The organism is Gordonia sp. PDNC005, from assembly GCF_016919385.1.
Classification (GTDB): Bacteria; Actinomycetota; Actinomycetes; order Mycobacteriales; family Mycobacteriaceae; genus Gordonia.
On sequence record NZ_CP070351.1, the window covers coordinates 3,515,111 to 3,538,324 of the forward strand.

The window sequence follows — 23,214 nt, forward strand, 5'->3', positions numbered from 1 at the left end:
TGATTCTTAGGAAAGATTAGAATCGGTAATTGTGATCTCTGGCATGGACGTCTCCGCTGAAAGCCTCGTGACCCTCACCGCAGTTCTCCGAGAGGGCACGTTCGAAGCCGCGGCAGCATCGCTGCACGTCACGCCGTCGGCGGTGAGTCAGCGCATCAAAGCACTGGAGCAGTCCGTCGGGCGGGTCCTGGTCCGTCGCGTCAAACCGGTGACCGCGACACCCGACGGCGAGGTCCTCGCACGGCTCGGCGAGCAGTGGTCGCTCCTCGTCGCCGAAGCGCAGGGTGAGCTCACCGGGATCGCCCACGAACCCGACGTCGACCCGCGAATGCTGCCGCGAGTGACCATTCCGATCGCGTGCAACGCCGATTCGCTCGCGACATGGTTCCTGCCGGTCGTCGCCGAGTTCCACAGCGAACACCCGGTCTCGATCGACCTGCACCGAGACGACGAGAGCGTCACCACTGCGATGCTCAGGGCAGGCGACGTGGTCGGCGCGGTGACCTCCGAACCGATCGTCGTCCGCGGGTGCCAGACGGTGGAACTCGGTTCGCTGCGGTACTTCCCTGTCGCTTCACCGGAGTTCATCGAGCGATGGCTGCCGCACGGCGTTCGCTCCCGCGACATGCAGTACGCGCCGATGGTGATGTTCGACCGTAAGGATCACCTTCAGATCAAGGCCCTCAAACACCTTGTCGCCGAGCCGATCTCGCCGCCGGTGAACTACATCCCGGCGGCGTCGGAGTATCGGCGCGCCATCCAGGCCGGCATCGGATGGGGTGCGGTCCCCGAGGTGGAGATCGACGACGAACAGATCGGCCGTCGACTCGTGCCCCTCACCAAGCGGCCGGTCGACGTGCCGCTCTACTGGCAGCATTGGAAACTCCGGTCGCCGCTCGTCTCCGGTTTGACCGACCTCGTCGTCGAGCACGCCCGACGCAGTCTTGTCCCGCCCCGCCGTGGCCTCGCTCCGGTCCCCTCCGGCGGGCGCTGACCGGCCTGCGGCGTCAGCGGCGGAACTTCGCGAAGAAGCCTCCACTCGCAGCCTTCGCCGCCGACTTCTCCTGGGCGGTGTGCGTGCCCGCGCACCACCGGTCCGCCGGAACCGAGGCCTTCACCTGAGCGATGTGGCTGCCGCAGCCCGCCCAGGTCGTCTTTCCACATGTTCGGCACCTACTGGGTCGACACATCGGATGCCGTCCTCTCTTGTTCGAGTTCGGGGTCAGGCCGGAGTCTCGCCCGCGTCGATCGCATCGACGAATTCGAGAAACGCCTCGAAGGCGCGGGCGCCGTGCACGGTCGCCGGTCCGCCGTGCATGAGGAACGTGACGCCGATCGCCTCCGCGGCCTCCTGCGGCGTCGCGCCTGCGCGTGCCGCAGCCTGACCGTGGGACGCGACGCACCCGTCACAGCCTTCGACGACGCCTATCGCCAGGGCTATCAGCTCCTTCGTCTTCCGGTCGAGCGCTCCGTCGACGAACGCCGCGGACGAGAGAGCGCTCCAGCCCTTGTACACGTCAGGAATCGCGCGGCGCAGTTCCCGGTGCAGCGGGGCCAGGTCGCGCAGGACCTGCTTGCCGTGCGGTGAGTCATGGTCGGTCATCGAAAAGTCCTTTCATAGGCGTTCGCGACTCCGTGCGACCCCGGATCGCCACATCCCCCAGGGGGGTTATGACAATCGTATCCCAATATCCCCCTAGGGGGTTACCGATAGTGGCGGTGGTCTCACCGACGCCCCAGAACTAGAACACGTTCGCGGTACCATCCGGGAGTGAAGAGCCTCCGCGCACCCTCCCTCCTGCTCGCCTTGGCCACCGCAGCGTCCCTGCTCACGACGCCGATCGGCGGCGGCGACTCCCACGCCGGCCCTGCGTCGTGCGTGCCCTTCGGGACCGCCCAGTTGCCGCCCGGTGCACCGGCCACCGGGAGTCGGGCCGGCCTGTCGACGTTCCCCCGGTACACGGGGACTTCGGCTCCGTCACGTGTGGAAATGCGCACCGAGACCACTCAGTTCAATCTCCATTGGGAGTTCGCGCTGGTCGGGCATCGCCTGATCACCCGTCCGCGGTCGTCAACGCAGTGGCGATCCGTACCTCTCCCCTCGTGTCTGCGGAATCGGCTCGTCGCGATCTCCCTCGATGACGACGAGTTGGTCGGCGTCGACGGCCACGGCTGGATCTACACGATGGACAACGTGAATCAGTCGCCGCGACTGTGGAACTGGACCTCGGCGTGGGGCGCGATGCTCTGGACCGGTCCGGGACGGACCCTTCCAGCCAAGCGAGTCGGCGGATGGGCACTGTCGGTCACGTCGCCGTCAGACAACCGCGCCTACCAGGACATCGCAGGTCGGGTACATCCGAGCGGACAGGCCAAGATGACGATGATCCCGACCCTCACCGGCGACGGCAGTCGCATCACGTACGCCGACCCGTGGCTCCCCAACGACAACAGTTACGAAGTCGGCGGCCCGCTCGGCGGACGGTTCCGGTCGCGGTCGCTGTCGGCAGCGGCGTCGACGATGTTCGTGATGAACAAGTTCGGCGACATGTTCACCCGCACCTTCGACTTCGACTCCTCGGGCTCGGACTCGGTCTTCTTCCGATACAGCTGGGAATCGCAGCGCGGCAAGCCGAGTGCCGACAATCTCATGGTCGAGACGTGGGATCGATCGAAGGCAGCCGTCCAGCTCCCGGCCCCCGATTGGACGCGGCAACCGAAGATCCCCGGCGAGATCTTCTCGACGGTCACCGTCATCGCGACCGGCCCGGGCGTCGAGCGGCGTGAACTGCGAGTGGCGGGCAAGCGCGACGGTGTCGCGGGCTTCTGGCACAAGTCGCTGCAGGCCTCCAACTGGTCGTTCACGAGCACCGGCGGAACGCCGCCCGGCACGCCGGTGGAGAACTCGACGTCGGACCGTTCGAGTGACACTCTCGCTCCACCCGTGCCGTGGAACCTGTCGGCGTCGCTGCCGTCACGGAAGACGTTGGTCGACGGCCAGCTCCTGATCGACATCGGCCTGCCCTACAGCGTCGTCGACCCGCGTCTGCTCGATCAGGTCGGGCTCCACGCACCTAAGTCCGGCTACCGCCTCTACGTGACCGCGTTCGATCCGGCCGCGACCACGCGCCCGGCAGTTGTGGTGACTCCGAGCGGGAAGCGGATCGACGTTCTTCTGCACACCGCCGACGGCATGCGCATGTCGCCGCGCACGACGGGCCTGACGTCGGTCCCGCGACATCTCATCGGAGCCGTCGCACTCGATGATGCGACATTCGCCCGACGCGCGTCGGACCCGACGGTCCGCGCATTCGTCCGAGACTGGATGCGGGGCAAGCAGGTCACGCCGATCACGCTGAGCGCCACGACGACGAGCTTGGTGATCCGATGAGCGGCGATTTGATCCAGGTGGGCGACGAGGTCACGATCTGGGCGTCCCGTGTCGGAGAGGGGCCCGCCGTGCTCCTCTCGGCGGGACTCGGAATGCCCCCTGGCACATGGACTTTCACGGGACTCCCCGACCGCTTGGTAGATGCCGGCTTTCAGGTGATCACCTACGCCGCCCGCGGAGTGGCGCCCTCGTCGGCGCCGCCGGCTCCGTACTCCGTCCACGAGATGGCCGGCGACGCCGCCGCAGTCCTCGACCACTACGGCGTCGACGAAGCGATCCTCGTCGGCTATTCGATGGGCTGCTACGTCTCGCAGGCTCTCCTCGACGTGTGGGGTGGATCCATCCGCGGCCTCGCGATGATCGCCGGCCTGCGGTCGTCTGTCATCGGCGAGATCGTCAACCAGATGGAACTGGACCTCATCGAACGAGTGGGGAGTGTGCCCGCGTCGGTGTCGCTGTTCGAACAGCTGATGACGACGCTGTCGCCGTCGGCGCTCCGCGACAACGCACAGGTGGCGGTCTGGCGCGATCTGATGGGCGGCTCGGCGGACGTGTGGACGTCCGATGCGGGCCAACACGGTCAGACCGCGGCCTCGTACGCATGGATGAGTGCGGGCGAACCGACAGTTGAACGACTCGCCGGAATCCGTTGCCCCACCCTCGTGGTCGGCTTCGGCGACGACGTGTTCTTCCCGGCCACCGGCTCTCGCGAAGCCGCCTCACACATCCCGAACGCCGGCTGGATCCTCATCGAAGGCGAAGGCCACGGCGGCTTGATGCTCGACGCCCAGCATCGCGCCTCATCGCACGTCGCGGAGTTCTGCGCCTCGCTCACCACCGATCTGTAGCGGGTCAGGCGACGCCGCCCCAGGACACGCGGACAGTCAGGCAAACCCGCTACATGAGTGGTGTCAGGAGGGGCGACGGCAGGGCGTGATTCGGCTAGACCGGGCGGCCGTCCCACTCGTGGTCGTGCATGAAGCCGCCATCGATTCCGACGCCGTACTTACGGGCCTGACGCATGATCCCGGCGTACGCGAGCGGCATCATGGCAGCGGGTTTGGGGTCGAGCGGGTCGATGATGACGTCCTTCGACTCACGCATCTTGGCCCGAAACTTCTTGAAGGTGTTGTTCGGGTACGCGTTCTTCTTCCACCCGAACAGCAGCATGCCCGCACCGATCATCGTCGATCGGCCGAGCGGCGGCGTGATCAGTTCGGTGTTCTCGCCGAAGAAGGCCCGATCCACTCTCTGTTCGCGGGTGAACATCATGATTCCGCTGGTCCCGCGCGGATTGCACTCGATGGTGTAGAGACCTCGTTCAGGATGGTCGATGAAGTCCAGACCCATGTGCCCCGTGAAGTTGACCGACTTCGCGAGACTGCGGGTCCACTCGAGGATCCCCTCGTGGTCGACGTGCTCGAACGTCAGACACGATTTGCCGTCGATCGCGTAGTCGACCGGGTAGGTCGCGTGCGCGAAGACCTCACCGTCGCGGCACACCGAGTAGGTGCAGTACCTGTCACCCTCGAGCCACTCCTGGGCGATCCACGGATTTGTCGGATCGAACTCCAGGTAGCTCAGGTCGTCACCCGGGTGGGCCTTGTAGATGGTCTGTGAGCCCCGCGAGTAAGCCTGTTTGATCGCAAACGGAGTGGTGAAGTCGAGCTTCTCGACATCCTCCGGACTCGACAGTTCCATGAACTTCAACGTCTCGAAACCACGCTCGGTCAACGCGCGCTGGTAGGAGAGCTTGTTGTGCAGCATGTCCTCCACCTCGAACGGCGAGAGGAACAATTCGACGGTGTCGGGGAAGAGGCCTGCCATCATCGCGAGGATGTCTGTCTCCTCGTGAATCGGGATGACGATGTCGACCCCTTCACGTTCGACGATCGCTGCGAGTTCCCGACAGTATTCCTGCGGCGCGAACTTGGGCGGCGGCACCTTGTGAAAGGCGCTCACCGCGTTCGAATACCTGCTCACACCCACCGCAAGACTGTCGACGACGGTCACGCGGTGACCCGCAGCCGCCATCAGTCGCGCCAGGTTGAGCGTCAGAAACGACCGCGCGAAAGTGATCAAGACATGTCTGCTCGTACCAGAGGCCACAGATACACACTAGACACTCCTCACGTACGGCCGGGTAATGTGGGCAATCGATCAACAGCGGGATCGTCACTCGCACGGTGGGATTGGGGAATTCTTCGTTGTTCGCAATCGGAATCATCGCGGCAGCCATGGCGGCAGTCGCGTACGGCGTGTCGACCGTGCTGCGCGCACTGGGTGCACGTCGCGTCGCGCTCGAAATGCGCGAAGACGGTAAGAACGACGTTCACCCGCTCGAAGAGGGCGGCGCCGCGCCGTCTGTCTCGTCGACGATGTCGACCATCGCCGACCCCGCATTCATTCTCGGCACGCTGATGGTGATCGTCGGCTTCGGCGGCGGCGCACTCGCGGCGCGTTTCCTTCCGTTGTTCCTGGCACAGTCGATCGTGGCGGCGAACCTCGTCGTCACCGCGCTCCTCGGCACCCTGCTGCTGAACATCACGCTGCACACCCGCGACTGGGTAGCGATCTGGCTTGTGGTCCTGTCGCTGTTCATGCTCGGCGTCTCGTCATCCCCGCACGCGCACGACGCGGCGTCCCGCGACTTCCACTGGGGTCTGCTGATCGCGACCTTCATCGTCGCGGCGATCGCCCTGATCGGTGTGTACAAACTCGGCAAGTACGCGGCCATCGTCGGCGGCGCCGCATCGGGTCTGCTGTTCGGCATCATCGCGATCGCGGTGCGCGTCCTCGACGGACTCGAGCCGTTCGACCTGGTCACGATACTGACGGACCCCGCCGCCTGGTCGATCGCCGTCGCAGGCGCCGTCGGCTTCTTCGTTCAGACCGTCGCCCTGCAGGTGGGAGCGGTCAACGGCGTCACCGCGTTGCTGGTGGTCGGCGAAACTGCGGGCCCCAGTCTCATCGGCGTCGCATTCCTCGGAGACGCCGCGCGAGAAGGCCTCGGATGGCTGGCCGTTGTCGGCTTCGTCGGCGCAGTCGTGGGAGCGGTTCTCGTCGCCTGGTACGGCACCGGCGACCCTGACCACTTCGGCGAGGCCCCACCCGAGAAGGGCGGCTGGCGCCGCGGCCGCGAGCAGTCGGAAGCCTGACTCAGTCGCGATCGGGGCTCGACGCCTGCGCCCAGAAGCGCTTCGGGATGCGCCCCGCACATGATGCGAGCCGCCCCGCCTTGACCGCGTGCGCCATCGCCTCCGCCATCAACTCCGGATTCTCCGCGCGGGTGACGGCACTCGCGAGAAGCACTGCGTCGCATCCGAGTTCCATCGCGAGTGCGGCGTCGGAGGCGGTCCCGATTCCCGCGTCCAGGACAACCGGCACACTCGCGCGGGACACGATCATCTCGATGTTGTGCGGATTCGCGATCCCGAGACCGGTCCCGATCGGCGCACCGAGCGGCATCACGGCAGCGACGCCCGCATCTTCGAGACGGAGCGCCAGCACCGGGTCGTCGTTGGTGTAGGCCATCACCACGAAGCCGTCGGCGACAAGCGCGGTCGCAGCGTCGACGAGTTCAAGCGAGTCGGGCAACAGAGTCCGGTCGTCGGCGACAACTTCCAGTTTCACCAGATCGGTCTCGACGGCCTCGCGGCCCAGCTGCGCGGTCAGCACGGCCTCGGCAGTCGTGTGACATCCCGCGGTGTTCGGGAGCACCGCGATGTCGAGCCTCCGCAGGAGGTCGAGGACGCCGGTCCCGGCCGTCGGATCCACCCGACGCATCGCGACTGTCGTGAGTTCAGTGCCGGAGGCTACGAGTGCACGTTCCAGGACGGCGAGGTTCGACGCCCCGCCGGTGCCCATGATCAGCCGTGACGAGAACTCGCGGCCCGCCACGACAAATCCGTCAGCCACCCTGCACCGCCGTCAGAACGTCGACCTCGGCGTAGGCGCCGATCTCTTCGTCCCAACGCGTCTTCGGCCGCACCACACCGTTGACGGCGACAGCGACGCCGGTGTCCGGCAGATCGAGGTGCGCGAGCAGTGCAGGTACGTCGACAGGTCCGTCGAGGACGACGGTGTCGCCGTTGACTGTGAGTTCCACGGGATTCTCCTTCGTTGAGGGTTCAAGCAAGCAGGCAGGCGACACGGTTCGCCGTCCACGGCGCGAGGGCTATTCCGTTGCGGCCGTGGCCGGTCGCAACGATCACGCGGTCGTCGATCCGACGGATCACAGGAAGTCCGTCCACGGACGACGGGCGGATCCCGGCCGCGGTCTCCACCAGTTCGTAGGTACGCAGGCCCGGCATCAGTTCGCCCGCGTCGGCGAGCAGGTCCGCGACTCCCCCTGCTTGCGGAGCACGATCGTCCGGCCCGACGGCCTCGTACTGGGTTGCGCCGACGACTACTCCGTCGGCACGCGGGACGACGTACAGTGGTCTGCCGTGCCAGCGGGCTCGGATCACTCGAGCGGGCGGCGGCACCGCCCACCGAGTGCGACGCAGGCGAAGAATCTCGCCTTTCTCGCCGCGCATCGGTAGTTCCCCCACGGACGCTACCTGCGGAGTTCCCAACCCCGCGGCTACGAGAACCTGATCGCCCGGGACCGCGGCGGCGTCGGTGATTTCAGCAGCAACGAACCGGACTCCCGCTCCCCCGGCAGCGGACCTGAGCGCGTCGAGCAGACGTCGATTGTCGACAGCGCCCTCCCCGGTCGCGAGGTATCCGCCCGCGGTGTTTCGAGTGAGCGCGAATTCGACACGACGCATTCCCGCCGCAGATTCGGCGTTGATCGTCGCATCCGGCAGCTGGGCGCGCACGAACGCGACCTGGTCGTCGAGCTCTGCGAGATCGGCGCTCGACGCGGCGACCAACAGGCTGTCGTCGGCGACCCGAACGGCGGGGTCACCTAGACGAGTCAGGAAGTCCGGCCAAGCGGATGCCGACTCCGCGGCCACCGCGAGCAGAGCGTCTTCACCTGGCCTGGTCTCTCCGAAACAGCCGAGCATTCCGCCCGCGACGTGCGCGGCACGGCGCTGTGTCCCGGCGTCGAACACTGTCACCGACCAGCCGCGATCTGCTGCCGCCAACGCACACGACAGCCCGATCACTCCGCCGCCGACAACAGAGAGGTCACGTCCCACGATGCATCCCTTCGCCGGCATTACCCGGATCAGGTCAGACGGTCAGCGACGGCCCGCGTCGCACTCTCAGCCCGGCGCCCCGGACTCCCGTGTCTTCACACTTCCGCCGCCCAGCCTACCGTTGACACCATGCCCGCCGACCCGCGCACCGCTCTCGCCGACGCCCGCCTCTACCTGTGCACCGATGCCCGCCGCGAGCGCGGCGACCTCCTCGACTTCATCGCCGAAGCCGTCGCCGGAGGTGTCGACATCGTGCAACTCCGAGACAAGGAACTCGACGCGAAGGAAGAACTCGAGATCCTCGCCGCGATGCGGGGCGTGGTGCACGCGGGCGGCGCTCTGCTCGCCGTCAACGACCGCGCCGACATCGCACACGCCGCGCGGGCCGACGTCCTCCACATCGGGCAGGACGACCTGCCGCCGGCCGCGGCGCGTGCCATCGTCGGACCCGATGTCGTCATCGGCCGTTCCACGCACGACGAGGACCAGATGCGCGCGGCAGCCGCCGACCCAGATGTCGACTACTTCTGCACCGGCCCGTGCTGGACGACGCCCACCAAACCCGGCCGCGCCGCGACCGGCCTCGGCCTGGTGCGGGCCGCTCATTCGGAGTCCGGCGGCAAACCGTGGTTCGCGATCGGCGGAATCGATCTGGACCTGGTCCACGATGTGGCGGCCGCCGGCGCGTCACGCATCGTTGTGGTGCGTGCGATCACTGACGAAGCGGATCCACGCGGGGCCGCTACCGCTCTCCGCGGTGCGGTGCTAGGCTCGTCGACACTATGACGTGGAAGCTCCTGGTAACCCGCCGCAGCGGGGTCTGATTCGACCGACCCCCCGCTGCGGGTTCGTCGTCTTCCACCACTTTCGTCGGTCACGAAATCTTCGACCGAAATGAACCGACGATATGCGTTCCATTCAGATCCACCCGACATCGTTGACCCCGTACGGGCACGGCGTCCGCCGACTGCCCGCCTGGTTCCCACCGGAGGCGGCCACGATGACCACTGCCAGCTTCAACAACACTTACGCCCCGACCGGCGCGATCGCCCTCGACGACCTTCGGGTCGAGCCCGGCGCCGCCGACATGGTTCGCTGCACCGCCCACATGACGGTCGCCGCACGCACGGTCAGTCTCGAGGCGACCGCGGCGGGCACGATCGGCGCGATGACGTCGATGCTCTACGACATCGGCGCGGGCGTCGAGATCATGTCGTTCTACCAGCAGACCGAAGGCGCGGAGATCATCACGTATCTCCTCTGCGACCGTGACGGCGACCGCTGCTGGAGTTACGGCCGCGGGCGGACTGGCGACGAGTCAGCAGTCAATGCGCTCATCTCCGGGGCCAATCAGCTCGCGAAAGGCTGAGCCGTATCTGCTTCCTTGAGCGAGCGAAGCGAGTCAACTGGCTGTTCAGGGTCTGAATCGGAGACGGTCAGAACCGGAGACGATCCACGAGCGCGGGCCAGGCCAGGGCCAACCCCGGGTGCAGGGGGAGGTCGGCGACCGACGCGGAGGGCACCCAGCGCAGTTCCGCCGACTCGCCGTTGGCGACGGTCGTGATCTGATGTGCGGTCCGAGCGATGACCGTCGTGTACGTCCATCCGCTCGACGCCCGGTGGGTGACCACCGAGTCGGTCACCTCGAGGTCGGACGCGGCGATGCCCGCCTCTTCGTGCGCCTCGCGAACGGCGGCCTGCTCGACGGTCTCGTGGGAGTCGCGGGCACCGCCGGGCAGGCCCCAGGTGCCGCCTTGGTGCGACCACACCGCACGGTGCTGCAGCAGCACGGCGACACCGTCGCCGCCTCCGTCGAGGGGTGCGGTGAGCAGGAGTCCCGCAGCACCGTGACGTCCCCAGTAGCGCTGTCCGTCAGCGTCGAAGACCCAGCCGTCGCCGTCTCCCTGCACGATGTCTCCTTCGCCGTCCGCGGGTGATCGCCCGACTCGCCCATCACGCTACCGGGTCCTCCCATGCGGACGAAGGGCTGCGGACTAGGCTGGGTTGAACCGAGGGAAAGGGACCGCAAGTGACCGGCCAGGTTTCGGGTGTGCGCTCCGCGCTCTCGCATGCCGGTCGGACTGTGATCCCCGACCGGGTCACTCCGGGACCCACTCTGCGGCAGGTGATCGCAGACCGCAGGGAGATCGCCGCCATGACTCGGGAGCGCGTGGCATCCCCGCTGGTGACGCTGCGTTTCTACGCGACGACTACGCCTGGGAAGCTGGTCATCATCCTGCTCGCGATGATCGTCGCCTGCGGTCTCACCGGGTGGTACTCGTCGGCTGCATTGACCTCTCGCAGTTCCACCCTGTCGTCGTTGATCGATCGGAGTGAACCGCAGGCCGAGGCCGCCGAAGTCCTCTACAGCTCGCTGTCGGTGGCCGACGCGTCCGCCAATTCGGCGTTCATCTCCGGCGGCCGCGAAACGCCCGAGCTGCGGGCGAACTTCATGAACTCGATCGCGACGGCGTCCACGGCGCTGATCGCCGCGACCGACGGCTACCGCGAAGGCGCGGCCCCACACACCGAGGACGAGGAGTCGGCCCGCGCCGACCTGAACACGTTGGCGGTGAAGATCCCCGCCTACACGGGGCTCGTCGAGACCGCACGCACGAACAACCGGCTCGGCTACCCGGTCGGCTCGGCGTATCTGACGGTCGCGTCGTCGTTGATGCAGAACACGATCCTGCCGGCGGCACAACGGCTCTACGAGCAACGGTCGGCCGCCATCTCCGAACCGCAGCGCACACTGACGGTCCCCCCGTGGGGTGTGTACGTCGCACTGTTCCTGATCATCGGCATGCTGCTGGCCACAGGCCGCTACCTCGCGAGACGGACACGGCGTCATTTCAACATCGGGTTGATCGCCGCGCTCACGGCGATGATCCTGGGCACGGTGTGGCTGCTCGCATCCGGTCTGATGTCGGTCGCCGCGGCCAACACCGCCAAGGTGTCGGGCGCCGACCCGCTGCACACCCTCACCAGCATGCGGATTCTGACCCAGCAGGCGCGTTCGGCGGAGACCCTGTCGCTGGTGCGTCGGTCGGATCCCGGCGAACTCGACCGCACGTTCATGGACGCCATGGACAAGATCCGAACCGAGGCCGACGCACTGCGCGCCGATCCCGATCTCGCCGACGATCCCGGAGTCACCGACCGTCTCGAAGACGTGAAGTCGGCCGTCGTCCGGTGGCGGTCCGCACACGTCGAAGTCGCACGACTGTTGACCAACGGCGACTTCACCGGAGCACGTGCGCTCACCGTCGGCGAGGGCACCATAAGCACCGCGACGGCGTACTCCGAGGCGAACACGGCGCTCGTCGCCGCCATCAACGACGCCCGGTCGACGTTCCGGACCAACATCAACACCGCTCAGCGAGTTCTCGGGTTCACCGGCGGCGGCATCGCCGTACTGTGCGTGGTCGCTGCGCTCGCCGTGTTCGGCGGACTGTTCCCGCGGATCCGGGAGTACCGATGAACCGTCGTCTCACCGCAACGTTGGTCTCCGTGGTCGTCGCGGCGTCACTCACCGCCTGCGCTATGCCTACCAACGAGGGCAACCCGCCGCCGACGACCACAGCGTTCATCCCCTTGCCTCCGGACGTCACCTTCGACGACTCCGTCGACACGCGGATCCAGAGCACCACATGCGACACGTCGAGCCTCAGGCCGACCGACAGCACGCCGGAACCCGGCCAGATGCCGCCCGGATCGACGATGGCGGCCATCGTCAAACGCGGCCGTCTTGTGGTCGGCACGGACCTCGGATCGAATCCGCTGAGCTTCCGCGATCCCCTGTCCGGCGACGTGAGGGGCTTCGACGTCGACGTCGCGCACTGGATCGCCGCTGCACTGTTCGGCGACCCCAACCGCATCGACTACCGGATGGTCTCGACCGACAACCGGATCGACGCGCTCACCTCCGGAGCGGTCGACGTCGTCATCAAATCGATGAGCATCACGTGCAAACGTCTGGAGTCGATCGACTTCTCATCGCCGTACTTCAACGCCGCGCAGCGCATCCTCGCCTACCGGCACTCCGGGATCGAGACAGTTGCCGACCTGAAGAACAAGAAGGTGTGCGCCACCCGATCGTCCACGTCGGCGACCAGGGTGAAGGAGATGACGCCGAGCGTTCGGTTCGTGTCGACGGTCAGCTGGGCCGACTGTCTGGTGATGATGCAGCAGGGACAGGTGGACGCGATCACATCCGACACTCCGATCCTCGCGGGCATCGTCGCCCAGGACCCCTGGGTGCAGGTGGTCGGAGACAGCCTCGGCACCGAGGATTACGGCGTCGGCGTAGCGAAGGGGCACCCCGACTTCGTGCGTTTCATCAACGGGGTTCTCGCCGCACGCCGCGGCGACGGCAGTTGGCAGAGGTCCTATTCCGAATGGCTGTCGGTCCTCGGACCGGGCAGCCCGCCGTCGTATTCCTACCGCGATTGAGATCATGGCCGACCACACCGACGAACCCTCGACCGAACCGGCGCAGACGATGCCGACGGACACTCCGCCGCGCGCGTCTGCGGTTGAGGTGAGCACTGCCGCCACCGATGAGGGCCCGGCGACACAGGCCACCGAGACGGCGGCGTCACTCGTCGGCCCGCCGACGGTCGGCACGATGCCCGCGCACGAGGGGACCCAGGCGACGCAGGTTCGGCGACTGTTCGACGACATCACCGCCTCGCGCCGCAAGACCCGTAAGGGCCCGCATGTGCACGACCGCCGTCTCGGCAGCGAACTCGTGCAGCTCCCCGACGTCACCGACATCGATCCCGCCGACGCCGTTCTCGCCGACCCGAAGATCGTCGAGTCGAAGCGCACATGCTGGCAGTGCGGCCGGAAGGTCGGCCGTTCATCGGGAGAGGGCAAGGGACCGATCCAGGGCACCTGTCCCAACTGCGGATCGCGGTACTCGTTTGTTCCGGGGCTCTCGCGCGGAACCATGGTGGCCGACCAGTACGAGATCGCGGGCGCGATCGCGCACGGCGGCATGGGGTGGATCTATCTCGCGGTGGATCACAACGTGTCCGACCGCCCCGTCGTCCTCAAGGGCCTTCTGAACTCGTCGGACTCGCAGGCTCAGGCTGTCGCGATCGCCGAGCGCCAGTTCCTCGCGTCAGTCAACGATCCCGGCATCGTGAAGATCTTCAACTTCGTCGAATGGGCCGATGAGGACGGCCGACTGTTCGGTTACATCGTCATGGAGTACGTGGGCGGTCACACGCTCAAACAACTGACGACGTCGGACTCGGGCAAGTCGAAGGTGATGCCCGTCGAGCAGGCGATGGCGTACATCCTCGAGGTGCTCTCGGCGGTCGGGTATCTGCATTCGGTCGGGCTGGTCTACAACGACGTGAAGCCTGACAACATCATGATCACCTCCGACGAGGTGAAGCTCATCGATCTCGGCGCGGTGTCGGCGATCAACGGATACGGCCGCCTCTACGGCACGCCGGGCTTCCAGGCGCCGGAGATCGTCGAGACGGGCCCGCAGGTGGTCACCGACATCTATTCGATCGGCCGGACGCTCGCCGCGCTCACCGTCGACATGCCGATGGAGGACGGCCGATACCTCGACGGCCTGCCAGACCCGGACACCACGCCCGTGTTCGTCGAGAACCCGTCGTTCTACTTTCTGCTGCACAGGGCGACGTCGACCGATCCGGCGGAACGTTTCGAGTCCGCAGAAGAGATGACGACGCAGGTGCTCAACGTGCTGCGCGAGACCGTGGCCCTGCACACCGGTGTGCCGCGGCCGTCGATGTCCACGGTCTTCACTCCCCAGCGATCAACGTTCGCGACGGAACTGCTGCTGGCCCCGGTCGACGGATTCTTCGACCCGAAGGACGCCGCGATTCACGATCCGGCCGACATCGCGCGAGCCCTCCCAGTTCCGCTTGTCGACCCGACCGACCCGGCCGCCAACGTGCTCACCTCGGCCGCGCTCTCGTATCCGCGGCAGACGTTGGACACCATCAACGCCGCTCGTGCCGACGGTTTCGCGACGTTGATGCGCGGAGTGTCGGATGAGGAGAATCCGCTCGACCCCGACCATCCCTCGCTGGAGATCGACCTCGCCGAGGCGCGGGCCCACTTGGAGCTGGGCAACCTCGACACCGCACTGGAACTGCTGCGCGGGGTCGCCGATCATCATGGCGACTCGTGGCGGTTGCACTGGTTCCTCGGCATCTGCGCACTGCTGAACGCCGAGCCGGAACTCGCCTACGACCGATTCCACGAGGTACTCGAAGCGATGCCCGGCGAGGTGGCGCCCAAGCTCGCCGTCGCGGGCACGGCCGAGCTCATCGGGTACTGGCTGTCGGCGGACGACTTCATCACCAACGAGCAGGCCGCCCAGGTCGAACGCTGGTACGACATCGCGCGGCAGGCTTACCACGACCTGTGGCTCACCGACCACGGCATCGTGACCGCAGCGTTCGGGTTCGCCCGGATGTTGTTGGCCGAAGGTGAGATCGGCCCGGCCATCGAACCCCTCGACGAGGTGCCGATGACGAGTCGCCACTATGGAACTGCGCAGATCAGCGCGATTCTGGCGCTCGTCCACGGGCGGCCCGGCGAGGAGCTGACCAGGGAGGAGCTGTTCGAGGCGGCGAACCGTTTCAGTTCGATCGGCTACGACGACCCGCGACGTCGCAGGCTGAAGCTGATCATCCTCGGGAGCGCACTCGGTTGGATCGACGCCAACCCCGACCCCGGCCAGTGCGGCGAGTTCCTCGGATTCCCGTTCACCGAACAGGGGCTGCGTGCCGGCACCGAACGATCACTGCGCGAACTCGCGCGCGCCACGCGAGACAACCGGGCACATCGCTTCCTGCTGGTCGACCTGGCGAACCTCGTGCGCCCCGCAACACTGTTCTGATCAGGACAGCGCGACAGGCAACGCCCCGGAGAGAGAGGCCGCTGCGAGAGATGTCGGCGTCAGTCCGGCGCGGAACGTCGTCCGTACGCCCGTGACCGGCAGCCCACGCACGATTCGCGACGCCTGCGCAGCCGTGAGATGCAGATCCGCGACATCGATGCGACGGAGCGCGTCGGTGCCGTTCATGTCGGTGCTCGAGGTGCGCATCGACAGGACTGCGCGGGTGCCGTTCACCCGGATGATCGGATCGGCGAGAGCGATTTCGAGGAGATGGAACTTGGTGAACGCGACGACCGTGCCGCGGTATCGGAGTTCGCCGCGACCATTGGCGATCGAGTTGTCCGTGAGCTCGAACGACATGCGCCCCGCGTCGTCGACTCCGGAGCCGTCGCTGCCCGACAGCGAACCGCCGCTGCGTTCCACCGAGGACGCGAAGGCCGGAGAGAGCCCCCATACCAGGTCTTTCGCGGGTGCCTTCGGCGTGTTGGGTCCGGAGTCGGTGGAGTAGTTGATCGGGACGAACCGTTCCTGCGAGGCGTTCACCGCATCGGCCGCGCCGTACGTGTAGACGCCCCACCGCTTTCCTGCCGGGACCTTGTCCGGAGTCGCGAGGGTCAGTCGAGCGGTGAAACGTCCTGCGGCGTCGAGCGGGACCCATTGCTGGCGGACGGTCCGGCGCAGGTCGAACGGCGCGTTCGGAACCTTCGCGAGAGCGTTGCGCGACAAAGCCCACTTCGTCTTGGAGCGCACCTCCGCACGCGATGACGCGGGCGCGCCCTTCGACGGCTGCCACACCGGAGCGAATCCGCCGAAGGTGACGAAGGTTCCGTGCGGCACGCCAGGTGGCACCGGGACGGGCAGACCCGAGGTGTTGGCACGCGGGTCGAATCCGACGCCCTTGACGACTACCTCGTCTCCCGGGTGCAACACGGTGTCGCCCACCGGTGTCACCCCGTCGGAGAGGAACACCGAGATCGTGGGTCCTGTGGGGACCGCCGCCACGTTCCCGACACCGACGCCCGCGAGCGCGCAGACCGCGACGACGACCAGAACCAGCACACTGCGCAATCGAGACATGAGATGAGCCTAACCTAGGCGGCGTTGGGACTCTTGGGCCGGAGGTCCCCGGTCGTTCTGCCGATTCGTACAAGAATCCGCCGCTGCGCAGGGGCAGGATCGTCCCTATGAACACACGAACAGACACCAACATCTGGCCCGGCATCACCTGCGACGATGCGCTCGCCGAACGCGACTGGCTCGAAAGCCTCGGGTTCGCCCCCGGCATCCTCGTCGAGGGCGACGGCGACGGCGAGGTGATCCACTCGGAGATGCTGTGGCCCGACGGCGGCCGAGTGATGATCCATTCGACCTGCAAAACCGACACCACCTTCACGACACCGGCGGGCAGCGCGAGTGTCTACGTCGTCGTGACCGATCCGGACGCCGTCTACGCCAAAGCACAGGCGGTCGGCGCACGGCTGGTGCGCGACATGGCCGAAGAGGATTATGGGTCGAGAGGATTCTCCATCGCCGATCCGGAGGGCAACACGTGGAGTTTCGGGACGTACGCGGGCTGACCGCCGAACTGGAGCGGTTCGGTGTCGGCGTCTCGCCGTACACCATCTCCGGCGCCCGACCCGGAACTCACCTCGGCTTGCCGTCGCCGACCGTGACATTGATCGTCGACCTCCAAGACGGGCTCGACCTCAGCGGCCCGGGTCTGAGCAGACGCACACTGTTCCGGTGCTGCATCGGCGGACTCCACACGGCGCCATTCACTATTCATCACGACGGATCGCAGGTCGGGGTGCAGATGAGCCTGTCCCCGGGCGCTGTCCGACGACTGTTCAGCGTTCCCGCCTCGGCATTGGGTTCATCGTCGTTCGAGCTGGCCGACCTCGCCCCACAACTGGCGACACGCCTGTACGACGCTGTCGGGTCGGCCGACCCCGCCGACCGCGGTCGGGTGGCCTCGCAGACTTTGGCCGCCGCTATCGGGAGTCGGTTGGAGCCGACGCCGCCCGGCGCAGATCCGGATGCGGTGCGGACGTGGAGGCGGATCCTGCAGAACACCGGCCGAGTGACCGTAGGTGAGCTCGTCGCCGAATCCGGATGGTCGGCGCGTCGCCTGACCGGAGTCTTCACCGCCGAGTTCGGCCTTGGACCGAAGCAGGCGGCCCGGCTGGTCCGGTTCGACGCCGCCCGGCGCGCCCTCGAATCGGGAGTCACGCCCGGAGTGGTGGCGGCCGATCTCGGCTACGCCGACCAATCGCACCTGTCCCGGGACTTCACCGAGTTCACTGGACATCCGCCCCGCAGGTACCTGGCCGAGAGGCGCTCCGAGTTCGTCAGTCTCGCCGACTGCTGAACCTCGGGACGCGACGGTAACCAGCGTGCGAACCAACAGTGCTGTTCGCTGCCCGACGCCCGCGCCAAAGACTGGATTGCGCGGCTCACCGAGGTCCGGTAGTCAAGATTCATGAGGACCATCACGACGTTGCACGTTCGATGCGCGATCTTCGTCGCCGGTGCCGCGTTCGCCGCAGCATCCATTTTGACCGGATGCCACCCCACCCCGACGCAAGAAGACCTCGACTCCGAATCGGCGGGACAACTACTGGATAGCTACCATTTGCCACCAGATTTCGTCTTCGTTCAGGGGCGCAAATGGCCGCGTAGTTTCGTCGGCAGCGCTGGGTATGCCATCCGCTACAGCGGTCCCGCAGATAGATACAAAATTCTACGAAGTGCTCCCATTCGTGAGAATCTCGGCGAGTTTCAAGAGGTGGCCTGCGAAAATGCGTCACTACCGTGGGATGAGCTAGACCTCGGTTGGCTTGGGCTGGCCTGCCCGCCCGATGCGATGATCCGGGTCGCTCGCGTCCCTAGCAGAGACGCAGGCGACCCAGTCGGCATGGGCGACACGGCCCTAATCCTGTCGCGCAACTACAGCGACACCCAACTCGTGGTCATCGCTCCTGGAACGTAAGCACTACACCTGCGACTTTGGCACACAGGTATCAACGAGTGGCTCCATGAAACAGAAGCGGGACCCACTACAGGTGGGACCATGTCGGTCAAGCACCGCATCGAGGACTAAGTCCCAGCGTTGGTAACCACGAGCCGAGTCTCGTGGTTACCTCGCGCTAGAACCAGCATGGATTCACCCTGATTCATGGAGGCCGATGTGGCCACGCCCTGCACCCGAGCGATACGAACTGTGGTTCGCGGTGGACATGACAGCCCCAGCCAACTGAGGTCCATCGCACCCAGCCGACCTCCCTGGCGCAGTCCGTATTCACAAGGCGCATTCTGCAAATCGCCGAACGTGCGGCTAATCGAAACACTTCGGAGCGTCATGTAACTCTTCTCGGGGCCACTGAACCTGACAGCAAAAGCGGAGCTTCCGACAGATTGAGCTGGCCAATTCTTCCCAGTCACAAAGGTGAACTCTGCCGGTATGGAGAAATGCCTCCGGCTTAGAAGATCACGCGCCGAATCATCGTCAAGATCAAGCGTACTGGGCCCGTAGACCCACCCTGCAACCGTCTCGCACGCGGTCAAAACGAGCGAAGCCGCAACGGCAGTAGCCACCGCCGCACTGCCGCGTGGTCCCCTCCGATTTCCCATCATTCGTGACTACATGACACCGACTAAACGCGCAACGACACCTGCACAAACAGCTGATCGCGACGAATGTCCGAGTCAGATCAGTCGAACAGCGCTGCACCGCCCTGCCCATTCACCCGTTGCAAGCGGACCGCCACGCGGCAACTACATCGCAGTCTGAGTCGATTGGCTGCCTGCTACTGAAGCCCCGGGGCGCTACTTCTCGACGCGGTTGCCGTCGGCGTCCCAGTTCTCGGCGACCTTCTTGCTCGGCTGCACGCGAGGCGGCTCGCCGGGCATCTTGGGGTACGACGGCGGGTACGGCAGGTCACCGAGCCCCTCCGCGTCGTCTCGGTGCACCATCTCCAGGAGCGGTTCGAGGCCCGCGGCGTGGTCGCCGATGTCGGCCCACGGATCACCGCGCTCGGCGACGAGACCGGGCACGGAAGCGATAGTCAGATCGTCGGGGTCGACGTCGACCAGTTCGTCCCAGGTCAGCGGCGTGGAGACGCGGGCTCGGGCCGATTTCCGGGCGGAGTACGGTGCGGCCATCGATCGGTCGCGGGCGTTCTGGTTGTAATCGATGAAGATCCGATCCCCGCGCTCCTCCTTCCACCACGATGTGGTGACGGCGTCGGGGGCACGGCGCTCGAGTTCACGCCCCAGAGCGATCACTGCGCGGCGGGTGGCGATGAAGTCCCACTCGGCGCGGATCGGCACGAAGACATGGATTCCGCGGCTGCCCGAGGTCTTGACGAAGCCGGTGAATCCCAGTTCGTCCAGGAGTGGTCGCAGCAGATCCTGCGCCACGTTGCGCACGGCGGCGAAGTCGCGGCCCGCGGGCGGGTCGAGGTCGATGCGGAGTTGATCGGGGTGGTCGTTGTCGGGGTCGACGGTCGGCCACGTGTGGAAGGTGACGGTCCCGAGATTCGCGGCCCACACGACGTCGGCGGATGTCCGCGGGCAGAACGCCTGGCCGGTCCGCTTGGACGGGAACACGATCCGCGTCGACTCCACGTGATCGGGGTGGTACTTCGTGAGGTGCTTCTGATAGATCTCGTCGCCCTCGACTCCGTCGGGGAAGCGCTGCAGGAACGTCGGCCGACCCCGCAGCGCTGCAAGCAGCGGACCGGCGGTCGCCATCGTCCGGTAGTAGTCGACGAGGTCGCCCTTGCGTCCGCCGTCCTCGCCCAGTTCCGGGAAGTAGATCTTGTCGGGGTTGCTGAGCTTGACCTCGACGCCGTCGACGTCGAGCATCACCGGCTTAGGCTTAGGCATCGTTCGAACCCTCCAGAACGTCGTGGATGTCGTAGGTCAGTGGAACGTCAAGCTGGTCGTATCCGCAGCTGTCCGGGTTCCGGTCGGGACGCCAACGCAGGAACTTCACGGTGTGGCGGAAGCGCCCGTTCTCCATCTGGTCGTACGCCACTTCGACGACGAGTTCCTGCCGGATCGGAATCCACTCGCCACTTCCAGCGGAACGCCAGCGAGACAGCTCACCCTGAGCGACGTTGTCGGGGTCGAGCCGCATGGGCTCGAACATCTGCTGCAGTTCCTGACGTTTGACGTCGGAGAAGGCACTCGACCCGCCGACCATGCGCAGTTCACCGTCCTCGCCGTAGAGGCCGAGAAGCATCGAGCCGAGGCCGGTGCCGCTCTTGTGCACGCGATAGCCGAGGACGACGCAGTCGGCCGTCCGCTTGTGTTTGATCTTGAGCATCTCGCGCTTGCCCGGGACGTACACGCCCGCAAGCGGTTTGGCGACAACGCCGTCGAGCCCGGCGCCTTCGAACGCGGTGAACCAGTCGCGGGCCACGTCGGCGTCCTGCGTCACACGACTGACCTGCATCCGACCGTCTCCGCTGATCGCCTCGAGCAGCGCGGCACGGCGCGCCTCGAACGGTTCGCCGGTCAGGTCGGTGTCGCCGAGGGCGAGTGCGTCGAAGCCGATGAAGATCGCGGGCGTCTCCTCCGACAGCTTGGCCACGCGTGAGGCGGCCGGATGGATCCGCTGACTCAGAGAGTCCCAGTCGAGGCGCCGGACACCGTTGATGTCCTTCACCACACCGACCTCACCGTCGACGACACACCGTTCGGGGAGCTCCGCTCTCGCTGCATCGACGAGTTCAGGGAAGTAGCGCGCGAGGTCTTTGCCGCCGCGAGACGCCATCACGACCTCTTCGCCGTCGCGGAACACCAGCGCCCGGAATCCGTCCCACTTCGGCTCATACGACCACGCGGGGCCGTCGGCAGGCTGATCGGGAACAGCGGCAACGGCTTTCGCGAGCATCGGCGCTACGGGCGGGCTGATCGGAAGGTCCACCCGTTCATCGTCCACGACACCTACGACAGCGGCAACGGATTCGCCGGTCAGGATCGATTCGGCGGCGCGGTGGAACGTCCCCAGCCGGAGTCTTTCGCCAGTTCGGCGAGGGGTGGGACCGACCGGTGCGGCAGCGGAGTGGTGAGCGTGAGCCAGGTGCTCGAGTGGACGACGCCGGGAAACGCGACGATCGTCGAGATGAGATCGAGCAGATCGGGCTGGGTGGCGGACGCGACCCGGACCAGGAGGTCTTCCCGTCCGGTGACGGTGTGCACTTCGATCACCTGGGGAATCCGACTCACTTCGTCGACGATCGCCGACAGGCTTCCCTGATGCGTCTCCAGTGCCACGAAGGCGTGGACCACGAGGCCCGCTCTAGTCAGGTCGATCTCGGGCCGGTAACCGGTGATGAGCCCACCGTCCTCCATCCGCCGCAACCGCGATTGCACGGTGTTGCGCGAGACCCCGGCTTTGGCTGCCAGTTCGACGACACCGGACCGAGCGTCCTTCTCCAACAGCCTCAGCAGTTCAACGTCGAGTTGATCGATGCTGAGCATTTCTGCCACCTAACTATCGCCGCCAGTCGCATCAACTGATCAATCCGATCAGTAATCGTCGATTCAGTAGAACTGATGGCATCGTACGTCCGACGATGGTCGAGCAGACCCACAATGACCTGCATCACACTGCGGCACCGGCACATCCACCACGCCGCACCACCCGGCCACATCCCGGAAGGACCTCCATGACCCTCGCCGATCACCGCTCCGACCTCAGCGTGTTCTCGCATCCCGACATGACGATCGATCCCCCGCACGAGCAGATCGTGTTCTGCCGGGACGCGGCGAGCGGCCTGCGCGCGATCATCGCGATCCACTCGACCACGCTCGGACCGGCACTCGGCGGAACACGCTTCTACCCGTATGCGGCAGAGGCCGACGCCCTCGGCGACGTCTTGCGCCTCTCCCGTGGGATGACGTTCAAGTCCGCGGCCGCCGGCCTGGACCTCGGCGGCGGCAAGGCGGTCATCATCGGCGACCCGGCGGTCGACAAGACCCCCGAACTGCTGCGCGCATACGGGCGCTTCGTCGACACTCTCGGCGGGCGTTACATCACCGCGGGCGACGTGGGCACCACCTCGGACGACATGGACGTGATCGGCGAGGGCACGCGCTTCGTCGCGTCGAAGACCCAGACCAACGGCGGTTCCGGCGACACCGCCCCGATGACGGCGCTCGGCGTGTTCAGCGCACTGCTCGCCTCGGCAGAACAGGCGTGGGGCAGCTCCGACCTGACCGGCCGGGTGATCGGCGTGGAGGGTGTCGGCAAGGTCGGCACCCAACTCGTCGACCTGCTGATCGCCGCGGGCGCGACCGTGTTGGCGGCCGAGCGGAACGCCGCGGCACGCGAGGCGTTCAGCGCGAGGTTCCCGCAGGCACGGATCGTCGAGGACGTGCGCTCGGCGGCGCTCGACGTGTACGCGCCCTGCGCGATGGGCGGCACCGTCACCGCCGAGCTGGCCCGGGAGACCTCTGCCGCGGTCGTCTGCGGCGCCGCGAACAACCAGTTGTCGACGCCGGAGGTGGAGCAGATCCTCGGCGGCCGCGGCATCGTGTGGGCGCCGGACTACATCGCAAATGCGGGCGGAGTGATCCAGGCGTTCAGCGAGCAGCGCGACTGGACGCACCAGCAGATGCGCGACAAGGTCGAAGCGCTCCGAGACCGTACCGCACACGTTCTCAGCACCGCGGCCGCCAAGGGCATCACCGCCGGTGACGCCGCCCGCCTCGTTGTCGCCGAGCGATTGGCGTCGGCCTGACCGAAGCACCCCTCGCTGGATCAATCGATCCACTAG

Annotated in this window: 24 protein-coding genes and 1 riboswitch; of the genes, 13 read left to right on the top strand and 11 right to left on the bottom strand. The window is 66.5% G+C overall.

The features are described 5' to 3' along the window. The first annotated feature begins 43 nt into the window (after nt 1-43). Entirely contained in the window at nt 44-994 is a 951-nt protein-coding gene (locus JVX90_RS16940) for a LysR family transcriptional regulator ArgP (RefSeq protein WP_205332469.1), read from the top strand. Between the two features lie 13 nt (nt 995-1,007). Here the strand turns inward: JVX90_RS16940 and JVX90_RS16945 are convergent, their stop codons facing one another. Further along, a complete protein-coding gene (locus JVX90_RS16945; protein WP_205329848.1) occupies nt 1,008-1,190 on the bottom strand; it encodes a hypothetical protein in 183 nt (60 codons plus the stop codon). A gap of 32 nt (nt 1,191-1,222) precedes the next feature. Next, the gene (locus JVX90_RS16950) at nt 1,223-1,603 is read right to left on the bottom strand and encodes a carboxymuconolactone decarboxylase family protein (protein WP_205329849.1); all 381 of its coding nucleotides are present in this window, start codon (nt 1,601-1,603) and stop codon (nt 1,223-1,225) included. A gap of 168 nt (nt 1,604-1,771) precedes the next feature. Between JVX90_RS16950 and JVX90_RS16955 the strand changes: the two genes are divergently transcribed. Further along, the gene (locus JVX90_RS16955) at nt 1,772-3,391 is read left to right on the top strand and encodes a hypothetical protein (RefSeq protein ID WP_205329850.1); all 1,620 of its coding nucleotides are present in this window, start codon (nt 1,772-1,774) and stop codon (nt 3,389-3,391) included. Then, nucleotides 3,388-4,239, top strand: a complete 852-nt coding sequence (locus tag JVX90_RS16960; protein ID WP_205329851.1) for an alpha/beta hydrolase — start codon at nt 3,388-3,390, stop codon at nt 4,237-4,239. The genes JVX90_RS16955 and JVX90_RS16960 overlap by 4 nt, the downstream gene beginning before the upstream one ends. 94 nt (nt 4,240-4,333) lie before the next feature. Here the strand turns inward: JVX90_RS16960 and JVX90_RS16965 are convergent, their stop codons facing one another. Beyond that, nucleotides 4,334-5,500, bottom strand: coding sequence for an ATP-grasp domain-containing protein (locus JVX90_RS16965; protein WP_240193936.1), 1,167 nt, complete (start codon nt 5,498-5,500; stop codon nt 4,334-4,336). A gap of 98 nt (nt 5,501-5,598) precedes the next feature. Between JVX90_RS16965 and JVX90_RS16970 the strand changes: the two genes are divergently transcribed. Beyond that, nucleotides 5,599-6,549, top strand: a complete 951-nt coding sequence (locus tag JVX90_RS16970) for an EamA/RhaT family transporter (RefSeq protein WP_205329852.1) — start codon at nt 5,599-5,601, stop codon at nt 6,547-6,549. A gap of 1 nt (nt 6,550) precedes the next feature. Here the strand turns inward: JVX90_RS16970 and JVX90_RS16975 are convergent, their stop codons facing one another. The 3 genes from JVX90_RS16975 to JVX90_RS16985 form a co-directional block, all read right to left on the bottom strand. After that, nucleotides 6,551-7,309: a thiazole synthase gene (locus JVX90_RS16975; protein WP_205329853.1), complete on the bottom strand. Its 759-nt coding sequence runs from the start codon at nt 7,307-7,309 to the stop codon at nt 6,551-6,553. Continuing rightward, nucleotides 7,302-7,499 carry a sulfur carrier protein ThiS gene (thiS, locus tag JVX90_RS16980; RefSeq protein ID WP_205329854.1) on the bottom strand — a complete coding sequence of 66 codons (198 nt, stop codon included), beginning with the start codon at nt 7,497-7,499 and terminating at the stop codon, nt 7,302-7,304. The genes JVX90_RS16975 and thiS overlap by 8 nt, the downstream gene beginning before the upstream one ends. Before the next feature lie 22 nt (nt 7,500-7,521). Beyond that, nucleotides 7,522-8,559, bottom strand: a complete 1,038-nt coding sequence (locus JVX90_RS16985) for an FAD-dependent oxidoreductase (protein WP_205329855.1) — start codon at nt 8,557-8,559, stop codon at nt 7,522-7,524. Continuing rightward, nucleotides 8,528-8,639, bottom strand: a riboswitch (TPP riboswitch). Its footprint overlaps the gene before it by 32 nt. A 28-nt stretch (nt 8,640-8,667) precedes the next feature. On the opposite strand from JVX90_RS16985, the gene thiE reads away from it, so the two are divergent. Next, nucleotides 8,668-9,324, top strand: a complete 657-nt coding sequence (gene thiE, locus JVX90_RS16990; RefSeq protein WP_205329856.1) for a thiamine phosphate synthase — start codon at nt 8,668-8,670, stop codon at nt 9,322-9,324. A gap of 121 nt (nt 9,325-9,445) precedes the next feature. Further along, on the top strand, nt 9,446-9,907 hold the full coding sequence (locus JVX90_RS16995; RefSeq protein WP_205329857.1) for a hypothetical protein: 462 nt from the start codon (nt 9,446-9,448) through the stop codon (nt 9,905-9,907). Between the two features lie 67 nt (nt 9,908-9,974). Here the strand turns inward: JVX90_RS16995 and JVX90_RS17000 are convergent, their stop codons facing one another. Next, complete coding sequence (locus tag JVX90_RS17000; RefSeq protein ID WP_205329858.1) at nt 9,975-10,448, bottom strand: NUDIX hydrolase; 474 nt, start codon at nt 10,446-10,448, stop codon at nt 9,975-9,977. Nucleotides 10,449-10,567: 119 nt separating this feature from the next. Here JVX90_RS17000 and JVX90_RS17005 point away from each other — a divergent pair, with 119 nt between their 5' ends. Genes JVX90_RS17005 through JVX90_RS17015 form a run of 3 tightly spaced genes read left to right on the top strand, consistent with a single transcriptional unit; the run spans nt 10,568 to nt 15,427 of the window. After that, entirely contained in the window at nt 10,568-12,019 is a 1,452-nt protein-coding gene (locus JVX90_RS17005) for a hypothetical protein (protein ID WP_205329859.1), read from the top strand. After that, nucleotides 12,016-12,990, top strand: a complete 975-nt coding sequence (locus tag JVX90_RS17010; protein WP_205329860.1) for a glutamate ABC transporter substrate-binding protein — start codon at nt 12,016-12,018, stop codon at nt 12,988-12,990. The genes JVX90_RS17005 and JVX90_RS17010 overlap by 4 nt, the downstream gene beginning before the upstream one ends. Before the next feature lie 4 nt (nt 12,991-12,994). Further along, nucleotides 12,995-15,427: a serine/threonine-protein kinase gene (locus JVX90_RS17015; protein WP_205329861.1), complete on the top strand. Its 2,433-nt coding sequence runs from the start codon at nt 12,995-12,997 to the stop codon at nt 15,425-15,427. Here JVX90_RS17015 and JVX90_RS17020 read toward each other — a convergent pair whose 3' ends face one another. Continuing rightward, nucleotides 15,428-16,504 carry an HtaA domain-containing protein gene (locus JVX90_RS17020; RefSeq protein WP_205329862.1) on the bottom strand — a complete coding sequence of 359 codons (1,077 nt, stop codon included), beginning with the start codon at nt 16,502-16,504 and terminating at the stop codon, nt 15,428-15,430. Between the two features lie 107 nt (nt 16,505-16,611). Here JVX90_RS17020 and JVX90_RS17025 point away from each other — a divergent pair, with 107 nt between their 5' ends. From JVX90_RS17025 to JVX90_RS17035, 3 genes are all read left to right on the top strand, one after another. Next, on the top strand, nt 16,612-17,004 hold the full coding sequence (locus JVX90_RS17025) for a VOC family protein (RefSeq protein WP_205329863.1): 393 nt from the start codon (nt 16,612-16,614) through the stop codon (nt 17,002-17,004). Further along, nucleotides 16,977-17,795, top strand: a complete 819-nt coding sequence (locus JVX90_RS17030) for a helix-turn-helix domain-containing protein (RefSeq protein WP_205329864.1) — start codon at nt 16,977-16,979, stop codon at nt 17,793-17,795. The genes JVX90_RS17025 and JVX90_RS17030 overlap by 28 nt, the downstream gene beginning before the upstream one ends. 111 nt (nt 17,796-17,906) lie before the next feature. Further along, nucleotides 17,907-18,416 carry a hypothetical protein gene (locus JVX90_RS17035; RefSeq protein WP_205329865.1) on the top strand — a complete coding sequence of 170 codons (510 nt, stop codon included), beginning with the start codon at nt 17,907-17,909 and terminating at the stop codon, nt 18,414-18,416. A gap of 836 nt (nt 18,417-19,252) precedes the next feature. On the opposite strand, the gene JVX90_RS17040 is transcribed toward JVX90_RS17035, so the two are convergent. Genes JVX90_RS17040 through JVX90_RS17050 form a run of 3 tightly spaced genes read right to left on the bottom strand, consistent with a single transcriptional unit; the run spans nt 19,253 to nt 21,916 of the window. Further along, nucleotides 19,253-20,314 carry a DNA primase small subunit domain-containing protein gene (locus tag JVX90_RS17040; RefSeq protein WP_205329866.1) on the bottom strand — a complete coding sequence of 354 codons (1,062 nt, stop codon included), beginning with the start codon at nt 20,312-20,314 and terminating at the stop codon, nt 19,253-19,255. Beyond that, nucleotides 20,307-21,359 (bottom strand): ATP-dependent DNA ligase, encoded by a 1,053-nt coding sequence (locus JVX90_RS17045; RefSeq protein ID WP_205332471.1) that lies wholly within the window; start codon nt 21,357-21,359, stop codon nt 20,307-20,309. The genes JVX90_RS17040 and JVX90_RS17045 overlap by 8 nt, the downstream gene beginning before the upstream one ends. 47 nt (nt 21,360-21,406) lie before the next feature. Next, entirely contained in the window at nt 21,407-21,916 is a 510-nt protein-coding gene (locus JVX90_RS17050; RefSeq protein ID WP_008377792.1) for an Lrp/AsnC family transcriptional regulator, read from the bottom strand. Nucleotides 21,917-22,104: 188 nt separating this feature from the next. On the opposite strand from JVX90_RS17050, the gene JVX90_RS17055 reads away from it, so the two are divergent. Further along, nucleotides 22,105-23,178 (top strand): Glu/Leu/Phe/Val dehydrogenase, encoded by a 1,074-nt coding sequence (locus JVX90_RS17055; RefSeq protein WP_205329867.1) that lies wholly within the window; start codon nt 22,105-22,107, stop codon nt 23,176-23,178. The last annotated feature ends 36 nt before the right edge of the window (nt 23,179-23,214 follow it).